Origin of the sequence: Rathayibacter sp. PhB179 (genome assembly GCF_004345345.1) — a bacterium.
Lineage (GTDB): Bacteria > Actinomycetota > Actinomycetes > Actinomycetales > Microbacteriaceae > Rathayibacter > Rathayibacter festucae.
The window spans coordinates 821,827-830,539 of record NZ_SLVD01000001.1 but is presented as its reverse complement, the minus strand read 5'-3'; the positions used below and the strand labels follow the sequence as shown (position 1 = coordinate 830,539).

The following is an 8,713-nucleotide window of genomic DNA, read 5'->3' as shown; positions in this document are numbered from 1 at the left end:
AACAAGGCCCTCAACCAGCTGAAATCCCTCGGCTACGACGTCCAACTCACACCACGAGCCGCGGCCTGAGGTCACCATGTTTTCCTAGGAGACCCGGCGTCGTCAGCAGGGCGGTCTGCAGACTCGTCTTCTGACGCTGGTGGATCTCGATACGCCCGCTGCGCGGGCTACTCGATCAGCATGAATGGGGTCCGCTCCGCGGGCTGCGCGATCGGCATGATTCCTCGAACGGACCCGTGAGGGGCCTCGCGCCCCGAGCAGGCCCCGGTGCGCGTCCAGTCGGAGGCGGTGAGGCGCGCGAGGGGACGCGTATCGGGGTCTGGCCCTGTGTCGGGCCCCGATTCGAGTCCACTCGCGGGCCGACACATGCTGGTCGAGGAGGCGCCGGAGGCGGCGTATCGAGACCCGGCGTACTGGGGGTGGGGGATCTCGATACGCCCGCTGCGCGGGCTACTCGATCAGCATGGGGCGGGGCGGGGCCGGCTCCGGGCGGTGGACGCCGCGGGGGCGGTAGCCGAGGGCGTCGGAGGCGCCGAGGAGGTCGGCGAGGTACCAGAGGACGGCGAGCCACATCTCGGTGCCCTGGAGGCCGGCGTCGGCGGCGTGCAGGCGGAAGGCGAAGCCGCGGCCGGGGCGCCACCGGCCGAGGACGTCCGCGAGCAGGGTCCTCGCCAGCGGCTCGACCTCGGCGGCGCGGTAGGTGCTGCCGCGGGTGAGCCAGAGCGGGTGGACGAGGTCGAGGGCGGCGCAGGCGTCGACGCGCTCGGGCCGGAACCAGCGGTCGTCGCGGGCGTGCCGGAGAACGGTGTCGCGGACGGCGTCGGGGTAGGGGAGCGGGCGGCCGTCCTGCACGAAGGTGCCGCGGGTCGCGCGGTAGGAGCCGTTCACGAGCAGGAGCAGTCCGCGGTCGGCCGAGGCCTCGCCCCACATGCCGCTGCGGGGATCGGCGCGGGTGAGCAGCCAGCCGTAGAGCGCCTCCTCGAGGCCGACCGGGACGGGATCGCCGCGGCGGCGCGTCCAGTGCAGCGCGGTGCCGAGCGCATCGACGTGGTGGCCGGCGTTCCACGGATCGTCGCGCCAGCGCAGCCCGTCGAGCCGCGCGACGAGGCCCTCGGGGGTCTCCTCGGTCACGGCGGTCAGCGGCCCGGCGAACTCCGACCCGAGCAGGTCGAGCGCGTAGCCCGCGCTCAGCACGCGGTACGCGGCCTCCGGATCGGTCCACAGGTCGGCCCCCGGGACCGGCAGCCCGCGGAGCCGCGCGACGACCGCGGCGGGATCGACGCCGGGAGGAGGCGAGCCGAGCAGGAGGTCGGCGAGCTCGACCGCGTCGCCGAGCGCGCGGTCTGATGGGGCGGCGCCCGGCCGGTCGCGGAAGGCGGGCCCGTCGTGGAGTGCAGGTCCGTCGTGGAGTGCAGGTCCGTCCTGAGGCGCCGGCCCGCCGTCGACGAGCGCCCCGCGCAGGATCCCCTCGATCTCCTCGCGCGCGCGGTCCGCCAGCCGCGCGGCGTCCGAGACCTCGGCGGCGACGGGCGGCACCCGCCAGCGCAGCCGTCGCGCGGGGTTGCCGCCGACGACCGCACCGGCCGCCACGTCCTTCGTCACGACCGCGCCGGCGGCGAGCACCGCGTGGTCGCCCACCGTCACCCCGTCGAGCACGACGACGTGCGAGCCGATCCAGACGTCGTCGCCGATGCGGATGCCGCGCGAGCTCAGCGGCTGGCGGAACACCTCGGTGCCGGGCTCCATCGAGTGGTTGAAGCCGAGGATCGACGTGTGCGCGCCGACCCGCACGGCCGAGCCGAGGACGACGCTCCCGCGCACCACCGTGTAGGGGTTGAGCGAGCAGTCGGCGCCGATCTCGACGTCGCCCGTCAGGTACGCGCCCGCCGCGAGGTAGGAGCGGTCGCCCAGCACGAGGCGCTCGGGGTCGACCGCGGCCGACTCCGCGACGAAGCAGTCGGCGCCGAGGCTCCAGCCGGCATGCGCGGCGAGCAGCTCGCGCTGCAGGTCGAGCTGGCGGGACCGCTGCTCCGGCGAGGCCTCGGCCCAGAACGCCCACGGCGAGTGCTCGTGGCGATCGATCACCGCGCGCCGTCCGGCTGCCCGTCCGCCGGCCGGCCGGGGGCCGCCGTCGAGGCGCGGACGATCAGGCTCGGGTTGAGCTGCACGCGGTGCACCGGCCGCTCCGGGTCCTCGATCCCCTGCACGAGCAGGCGCACGGCGGCCTCGCCGACGCCGGCGCGCGGCGGGCTCACCGCGGTCAGCGCGGGGGTGAACAGCTGCGCGACCTCGTCGTCGTAGGCGATCACCGAGAGGTCGCCGGGCACCGAGATGCCGCGGTTGAGCGCGAGGTCGACGAAGGCCATCGCCTCCGGGTCGGAGTGGACGAGCAGCGCGGTGACGCCGGTCTCGAGGGCCGTCTCCAGGGCCGCGTTGACCACCTCGGAGAAGTCGGCGCTGCCGCGGTCGGGCAGCGTCTCCTCGAAGTGGTCGGCGGGGGTGAGGCCGAGCGATTCGCAGGCGGAGAGCCAGCCCGCGGCGATCTTGCGCGAAGTGGGCGAGTTCCGCGACAGGATCAGGCCGACCTTGCGGTGGCCGAGCTCGGCGAGGTGCCGGGCGGCGAGCACGGCGCCGAGCGCGTGGTCGGTGGTGACCGACTCGGCGGGCGTGCCCTCGGGCTCGAGGACCGCGTCGCGCTCGACCAGGACCGACGGGACGCCGCAGTCGGCGAGCCAGCGGAGGACGTCGCCCGAGTGCTCCGTGTCGGTGTTGGGGGCGACGATCAGCCCGCGCACGTCGCCGGAGCGCAGCAGGCGCTCGAGCACCGGGCGCTCGTCCTGCAGCTCGTAGGAGGCGCCGCGCAGGACGACGTCGTAGCCGAGGCTGCGGCCGGTCGCCTCCATCGCGTGCAGCACGCCGGGCCAGTAGTAGTTGAGCGAGGGGACCAGGACGGCGATCGAGCCGAGCTTGACCTCCTCCGGCTCCGGGGCGGGCGCCGTGTGACCGGCCGAGCCGGAGAGGACGACCGCGCCGCCGTGCACGCGGCTCAGCAGGCCCTCGCGCTCCATCTGCACCAGGTCGCGGCGGAGCGTGACCGTCGCCACGCCGAGCGCCTCGGTCAGCTGGGAGATGCGGACGGCGCCGTCGACGCCGAGGGCCGCGAGGATGTGCGCCCGTCGCTCGGCGGCGAGGGGAGGGGACTGGGTCTGGTCGCTCATCGTTGCTCTCCGATCGGTGGGTCCAGGTCTATCGCGATCCGCAGCTCCCTGCGCGCCGTGGCGTCGATCTCCAGCAGCGTCAGCCGCTCGCCCCAGACGCTCGTGAGCATCGGATCGTCCAGCTCCCGGACGACGGTGCGGTGCTCGCAGGACGGATCCCAGGCGATCCGGAGCGGCCGAGCGCCGCCGAGCGGGCGGACCCGGGCGGCTCCGCGCTCGGTCACGACGTCTCCCGCGAGGAGCAGTCGGATCGCGGTGCCGGGCTCATCGTCCTGATCGTCCCACGGGGCGAGGTCCCAGCGGTCCTCGAGGACGACCCTTGCGGACGGGCGGTCGAGGGAGACGGTGCGGCGCCAGGAGCGCAGGCCCGTCCCGGGGTAGGCGGCGGCGAGCTCCGCGGAGAACGCGGCGGACGCGTCGCTCAGCGCGACCGAGACGTCCGCCGCGGCCGCCTCCCGCCCGGGCGGCTGCCCGAGCCCGCGGACGACGGGCAGGTTGTGCCACTCGCTGCGCATGGTCCAGATGCCGTAGCGCTCCGGGCCGAAGGTGGCGGCGGTGTAGGTGGGGCGGCCGGCGTCGACGACGACCGGAACGCCGTCGCTCGCCACCTGGAACGCGCCGACGTCGTTGTGGTTGTGGTGCTCGGCGTTGTGGCCGCCCTTGGCGACGAGGGTCAGGCCCTCTGGCGATCCCTCGCTCGTGCGGGCGAGGAGCACCTGGACGGACTCGAGCCAGACCTCGCGGGGGAGTGGCGGGAGCGCCGCGGGGGCGGAGGTCCAGAGCGGGTCCGTCGCTCCGCGCAGCAGGCGGCCGAGTCCCTCCTTCTCGGAGGCGGCGGGCTCGCCGGGGGAGCGCTGCGCGGCGGCGTGCGCCATCGCGGCGGCGTCGCCGACCCGGCGGCCGGCCCGGTGCACCGCGTGCCAGGGCTGGTCGCGCGACTGCAGCGCCTGGCCGTCGGCGTGCGCGACGTACCAGTCTCCGCCGAGGTGCGAGCGGTGCGGGAAGGCGACGGTCGCGCGCAGGGCGGGCACGGCCGAGGCGTCCCAGGCGCCGCCGGTCGCGTGCGCGAGGACGTCGAGCGCCTCGAGGGCGCGGCAGGCACCGTTCCACCAGTAGGCGTAGCCCTCGTCGATCGCGCCGTCCTCGGGGAGCACGGCGACGTAGCGGTCCAGGGCGGCGACGGCGCGGGTGACGGCGGCGGCGCGCTCGTCCTCCTCGCCCGGAGCGTCGAGCAGGCGCAGTGCGGCGACCAGGACGTTGCCGGTGATCCAGGGGTTCCAGTTGTGCACGTCGCCGTCCAGGCCCAGCCAGTGCCAGTCGTCGCGGGCGAGGAACGGGGCGAGCACGCGCTCGCGGGTCTCGCGGCGGATCCTGCGGCGCAGCCCCGGATAGCGGTCGTCGAGGCGCTCGCCGAGGACGTGGTCGAGCCAGGCGAGCTGGCCGGCGACCTCGCCCGCACCGAGGTCGAGGAAGGGGTCGGCGACGTCGGCGAGCACCGAGCCGTGCCTGCGCAGCGCGTCGTCGTGGGCCGGCCAGCACCAGGAGCTCTGCTCGCAGAGCAGCTGCACGCCGTCGGCGACCTGATCGAGCCAGAAGTCTGCTGAGCCGTCTGATGTGCCGCCGCTCGTGCTCGCGGCCAGCAGCACCGCGCGGCTCAGCCGACGCTGCCGCTCGAACGCCCGCTGCTCCCAGCCGTCCCGGTTCCCGTCGCGGTGCACGCGCACGGCCTGGCTCGCGAGCGGCTGCGGCCACGGCACGAGCAGATCGGCGGCGGCGCGCTCGGCGACCGCGGCGAGGGTCGGAGCATCGGCCGCGGCCCAGGCGTCCCGGTCGGCGGCGGTCGGCACCGGCAGCGACTGCTCGGGGGAGAGGAGGACCCCGCGCGCCGAGAGCGGACGGGCGGGCGAGAACGCGGCCGCGAGCGGGCCGCGGAAGGACTCGATCACGCCCGGCGACGGTGCCGGGGCGGGGTGCTGGGGCATGCAACTGATCATAATCAATCATTTTGCTTCAACCAAATTCTTGAGGTGATCGATTTCCGTATGTATAGTCCTGTTCTGTTCAGTGCCGCTCACGTCAGCGTGGGAGAGAGCGCGGACATCACGATTCAAAGGAGAACCGCCGTGGACGAGGGGAACCTCCGCGCCGACTGGACGCGCGAGCACTGGCTCGCCGTCGCGGACGCGCTCCTCGCCGCGGTGGCCCCCCACGCCAGCGCCGGCCACGGCCGGATCACCCTCCCCGGCGCCGAGGGCGGCTACGGCCGCGCGGTCGACGGCCTCGAGGGCTTCGCCCGCACCTTCCTGCTCGCCGGCTTCCGCATCGCCGGAGCGCGCGGCGAGGGCGTCGACGACCTGATCGACTTCTACCGCCGCGGCGTCGAGACCGGCGTCGACCCCGACGCGGAGGACCGCTGGGTCCGGATCGACGAGCACGCGCAGGCCAAGGTCGAGGCGGCGTCGATCGCGCTGGTGCTCGACCTCACGCGCCCCTGGATCTGGGACCGCCTCGACGAGCGGACCCAGCAGCGCGTCGTCGACTACCTCGCCCCCGTCGTCGGCGACGACAGCTACCCGCAGACCAACTGGGTCTGGTTCCGCCTGGTCGTCGAGACCTTCCTCCGCTCGGTCGGCGGCCCGTGGTCGGCGGAGGACGTCGCCGCGGACCTCGCCCGGCACGACTCCTTCGTCCGCGAGGACGGCTGGCTGGCCGACGGCGCGGAGCGCGCCTACGACCACTACGTCGGCTGGGCCCTGCACGTGTACCCGGTGCTCTGGGCGCGGATGTCCGGCGCGGCCGAGCTGGCCGCCCCGCGTGCCGCCGCCGACGTCGCCCGGCTCGACCGCTATCTCGACGACGCCCTCGCGCTGGTCGGTGGCGACGGCTCGCCGCTGCTGCAGGGCCGCAGCCTGATCTACCGCTTCGCCGCCGCCGCGCCGTTCTGGGCCGGCGTGATCGCCGAGGTCCCCTCGCACTCCCCGGGTCGGCTCCGCCGCGCCGCGAGCGCGATCGTCGGGCACTTCGCCGAGAACGGCGCGCCCGGCGAGGACGGCCTGCTCTCGATGGGCTGGCACGACCCGTGGCGCGAGCTCGCGCAGTCCTACTCCGGCCCCGGCTCGCCGTACTGGGCGGTCAAGGGCATGCTCGGCATCCTGCTCCCGGCCGAGCACCCGGTCTGGTCCGCGGCCTCCGAGCCGCTGCCGATCGAGCAGGGCGACGACCTCCGCGCGATCGTCTCGCCCGGCTGGATCGTCTCGGGCACGCAGGCCGACGGCATCGTCCGCGTCGTCAACCACGGCACCGACAAGGCGCTGCCCGGTGCGACGACCGGCGACTCCCCGCTCTACGCCCGCCTGGGCTACTCCACCGCCACCGCGCCGCTGCTCGACGAGCGCGGCTGGGCGGAGGCGCTCGAGCAGAGCGTCGCGCTGGTCGACGCCGACGGCGACGCGACCCACCGCACCGGCATGACGCTGACCGAGGTCCGCCTCGACGCGGACGGCCGGGTCGGCGTGGCCGGCTCGATCTGGGACGCGCACTGGATCACTCCGGAGCGCAGCAGCCACCGCCACGGCGAGGGCCTGCGCGGCGCCGTCCGCGTCGCCGGCCGGATCAGCGTGCACTCGCTGGTCCGCGGCCCGTGGGAGCTGCGCCTCGTCCGGATCGACGAGCTCGCCGAGGGCGTGCGGCCGGAGGAGGTCGCCTTGCGCATCGGCGGCTGGGCGATCGCCGGCGAGCGGATCGACGCGACCGCGGACGGCGCGACGGCTCGGGCGACCGCGGGGGTCCTCACGAGCACCCTGACCTCCCTCACCCCTGGCGCCGCCCTCGAGGTCGTCGCCCGCGACGGCGCGAGCCCGCTCGGCCCCGCGGTCGGCGTGCCGACGCTCACCCTCCCGGCGGAGGTCGACGCGCTCGTCGTCGCGCTGGTCGGCCTCACCGGTGACGAAGCAGCCGGCTCGGAGGCCCCCGTCGCGGGCCCCGCCGCCGTCGACGTCGCCGCCGTCGATATCGCCCTCGACGGCGACGCCCTGTCCGTGACGGCGACCTGGCCCGACGGCCTCGTCACCGAGCACCGACTCCCAGATTCCGGACGCGCCGCTCGGCAGCTCCGGTACCCGAGGACCCGAGGTGGAGTCCCGGACGCAGATGCAAAGGAGCAGCACGCATGAAGAGAAGATTCGCCGCAGCCGGAGTGGCCCTGGTCGCCGCCCTGTCCCTCACCGCCTGCTCGGCGGGAGGCGGCGGTGACGCCCCCGCGGCCGACGGCCCGATCACGCTCAGCCTCTCCGGCTGGAGCCTGAGCACGACGCCGGAGTTCCAGGCGCTCGCCGACGCGTTCCACGAGAAGGACCCCGACGTCACCATCGAGGTCAAGGAGTACGACGCGACCAACTACGACACCCTGATGACCGCGGACCTCGCGGCCGGCAGCGGTCCGGACATCGTCACGCAGAAGAACGTCAAGAACGTCGTCACCTACCAGGCCGGCGGCCAGCTCCTCGACGTCTCCGACATCGAGCTCCCCGACGACCTCGGCGGCGTGGAGGCCTACCAGGTCGACGACAAGCAGTGGGCGGCGCCCTACCGCCAGGACTCCTGGGTCCTCTTCTACAACAAGGCCCTCTTCGACCAGGCCGGCGTCGCCTACCCCGACGGCTCCTGGACCTGGGACGACTACGAGGCCACCGCCGAGCAGCTGACCACCGCGCTCGCCGCGGCCGGCAGCAGCGCCGCCGGCACCTACGAGCACAGCTGGCAGTCGACGGTGCAGGGCTTCGCGAGCGCGCAGACCCCGGACATCGACATCCTCGACGCCGATTACGGCTACCTCGAGCCCTACTACGAGCGCGCCCTCGCGCTCCAGGACGCGGGTGCGCAGGCGGAGTACAACACGATCGTCGCGAACAAGCTGACCTACCAGGCCGAGTTCGGCAAGCAGAACGCCGCGATGATGCCGATGGGCACCTGGTTCGTCGCGTCGCTGATCGCCCAGCAGGCGTCCGGCGACTCGGACACCTTCGACTGGGGCTTCGCCCCCATCCCGCAGTTCGACGAGTCGACGACCGGCATGGACCAGACCCCCGTTACCTTCGGCGACCCGACCGGCTTCGGCATCAACGCCGGCATCGACTCGGGCAAGCAGGCCGCGGCCAAGGAGTTCCTCGAGTTCGCGTCGAGCGAGGAGGGCGCGGAGGTCGTCGCCTCCCTCGGCATCACCCCGGCCCTGACCAGCGACGCGGTCGCCGAGACCTACTTCGCGGTCGACAGCGCGCCGACCGACGAGGTCTCGAAGTTCGCCTGGTCGTCGCACGACACCAAGCCGGAGAACCCGACCTCGGCCAAGACGGCCGCCGTCCAGAACGTGCTCCTCGACCTGCACACCGCCGTCATGTCGGGCTCGACGAGCCTCGACGACGCCGTGAAGACCGCCGAGGACCGCGTGAAGAACGAAGTCGGCACGAACTGACTCCCCGCGGTGGCCGGCCCCGCAC

General features: G+C 74.4%; 5 protein-coding genes. 2 read left to right on the top strand and 3 right to left on the bottom strand.

The window, feature by feature from the left end:
- Positions 1-450: 450 nt before the first annotated feature.
- From EDF43_RS22480 to EDF43_RS03810, 3 genes are read right to left on the bottom strand one after another with little or no spacing between them, the layout of a single operon-like run.
- Positions 451-2,085: an acyltransferase gene (locus tag EDF43_RS22480; protein WP_132435623.1), complete on the bottom strand. Its 1,635-nt coding sequence runs from the start codon at positions 2,083-2,085 to the stop codon at positions 451-453.
- Positions 2,082-3,218, bottom strand: coding sequence for a substrate-binding domain-containing protein (locus EDF43_RS03815; protein WP_132435621.1), 1,137 nt, complete (start codon positions 3,216-3,218; stop codon positions 2,082-2,084). The genes EDF43_RS22480 and EDF43_RS03815 overlap by 4 nt, the downstream gene beginning before the upstream one ends.
- Positions 3,215-5,200: a heparinase II/III family protein gene (locus tag EDF43_RS03810; RefSeq protein ID WP_132435619.1), complete on the bottom strand. Its 1,986-nt coding sequence runs from the start codon at positions 5,198-5,200 to the stop codon at positions 3,215-3,217. The genes EDF43_RS03815 and EDF43_RS03810 overlap by 4 nt, the downstream gene beginning before the upstream one ends.
- A 141-nt stretch (positions 5,201-5,341) precedes the next feature.
- On the opposite strand from EDF43_RS03810, the gene EDF43_RS03805 reads away from it, so the two are divergent.
- Together EDF43_RS03805 and EDF43_RS03800 are read left to right on the top strand one after the other, a co-directional pair.
- Positions 5,342-7,390 carry a DUF2264 domain-containing protein gene (locus EDF43_RS03805; RefSeq protein ID WP_243646217.1) on the top strand — a complete coding sequence of 683 codons (2,049 nt, stop codon included), beginning with the start codon at positions 5,342-5,344 and terminating at the stop codon, positions 7,388-7,390.
- Positions 7,387-8,688, top strand: a complete 1,302-nt coding sequence (locus EDF43_RS03800) for an extracellular solute-binding protein (RefSeq protein WP_132435616.1) — start codon at positions 7,387-7,389, stop codon at positions 8,686-8,688. The genes EDF43_RS03805 and EDF43_RS03800 overlap by 4 nt, the downstream gene beginning before the upstream one ends.
- Positions 8,689-8,713 lie beyond the last annotated feature (25 nt).